Genomic DNA, 1,509 nt, shown 5'->3' on the forward strand with positions numbered 1-1,509 from the left:
ACTTGGCCTCATAGCGTCGGAAGACGATCTCAAAGAGCAGGTCGGCATGGCGGTTGGAATAGGACAGATAGCCGACCTCGTCAATGATCAACAGGCGCGCGCGGGCATAGACGGTGAGACGATGGCGCAAGGCATGATCGCCATCGGCGCTGGCCAACTCGTTGAGCATATGCCCGGCGGGCCCGCGAGGTGCGCAAGCGCAGCCAGCAGGGGCATCAAACCGCTATCCTGTGCACCGACTATAGCTGCGCTGCGGCCCCCATGGCCAGCGCCATGTTCGCCCGCTGGTCGCAGGAAAACTTCTTCAAGTATGCCCGTGAACACTACGATCTGGACCGCTTGGCCGACTATCGCACGGAGGCGATTTCCGAGCCCCTACAGGTGGTCAACCCCGACTACCGCACCCTCGACGGGCAGGGCCGCTCCACCACCGGTAAGCTCAACCGGCGCCTGGCCCAGTTCGCCGCCATGACCCTGGAAGCGCCCATCGAACCCAAGCATGTCGAGCCGTTCATCCGGCGCAAGGCCGCACTGCAAGAGGAGATCCAAGCCTGCAGGGCGAACGCGATGCGCTCAAGGCCAAGCGCAAGACCACGTCCCACCACATCACGATCGACGAACTGCCCGAGGAGGCGCGCTTTCGCCAGCTCAGCACCCACAGCAAGCAGCTCGTCGATACCATCAAGATGATTGCCTACCGCGCCGAAACGGCCATGGCCAACTGCCTGCGCGAGCACCTCACCCGACCCGACGAGGCGCGCCAACTGCTCTGCGCCCTCTACACCACCGACGCCGAAACGGTGTTCCCGCGGACGAATCTGCGCCTGTTGCTGAAATTGGGCTCAGCGTAAATTCCTGGAGATCAGGTCATCTGACTTTGAGGCGCGGGAAACCGCAGCCATGAAGACGTCCCTGATCGGACGGGTGAAGACGTTGTGGGAAAAGCGGGACGGAAAATGCCCCGCCTGCAATCAACAGATCAGGGCGGGAGACGAATGGCATGTCCATCACCAGATCCCCAAGTATCTCGGCGGGGATGACACGCTGACCAACCTGGCAATCCTGCACCCGAACTGCCACCGACAAGTCCACGTAAAGTACAAACTCGATGAACTACCGGCCCTGTAGCAGGGGCTTAGCAAGGCTTGAGCCGTGTGCGGTGAAAGTCGCAAGCACGGTTCTTAGGGGGCTGCGTGGCGGTAACGCCACCTGGCTACCCGACCCACTGCGCCTCGAACCCCATGTTGTACTCGTCGGTGTAGACCTGGGTGCCCGGGGCTATGACCGCCAAAATCAACGGACGAATGGTCTTTTGCTGAACATTTTCAAGCATCCGAATCACCACTTGTCCGCCGCGCTCGATCATGCCAAAGATCGGTGGCTTCTCTTTTTCCAGCGTCCCGCGACCGGGCGCCCCCTTCAGCCGACGGCAGCGCCCCTTGCGCCTTTCTTTTCACGGCATCAGGATGGCCTTTGTGACCGGCGACCACGTACACCTCGTCACACTCG

General features: G+C 61.5%; 3 protein-coding genes and 1 pseudogene. 2 read left to right on the forward strand and 2 right to left on the reverse strand.

Annotated features, from left to right (window positions below; translation table 11 throughout):
* Positions 1 to 169, reverse strand: a 169-nt coding sequence (locus QZY44_RS29180) for an ATP-binding protein (RefSeq protein WP_295456155.1), incomplete at its 3' end; no start/stop codon positions are given.
* A gap of 20 nt (positions 170 to 189) precedes the next feature.
* Between QZY44_RS29180 and QZY44_RS36010 the strand changes: the two are divergent.
* Positions 190 to 851, forward strand: a pseudogene (locus tag QZY44_RS36010) (putative transposase).
* Positions 852 to 900: 49 nt separating this feature from the next.
* Positions 901 to 1,128, forward strand: a complete 228-nt coding sequence (locus QZY44_RS29195) for an HNH endonuclease signature motif containing protein (protein ID WP_295456154.1) — start codon at positions 901 to 903, stop codon at positions 1,126 to 1,128.
* Positions 1,129 to 1,213: 85 nt separating this feature from the next.
* On the opposite strand, the gene QZY44_RS29200 is transcribed toward QZY44_RS29195, so the two are convergent.
* A complete protein-coding gene (locus tag QZY44_RS29200; protein ID WP_365305512.1) occupies positions 1,214 to 1,423 on the reverse strand; it encodes a transposase in 210 nt (69 codons plus the stop codon).
* Between the last annotated feature and the right edge of the window lie 86 nt (positions 1,424 to 1,509).

The sequence above is a fragment of the uncultured Thiodictyon sp. genome (assembly GCA_903837595.1).
In the GTDB taxonomy this organism is placed as follows: domain Bacteria; phylum Pseudomonadota; class Gammaproteobacteria; order Chromatiales; family Chromatiaceae; genus Thiodictyon.

Coding starts and splice junctions, on each gene's coding strand:
- QZY44_RS29195 (WP_295456154.1), top strand. CDS start 901: ATGAAGACGTCCCTGATCGGACGGGTGAAGACGTTGTGGGAAAAGCGG.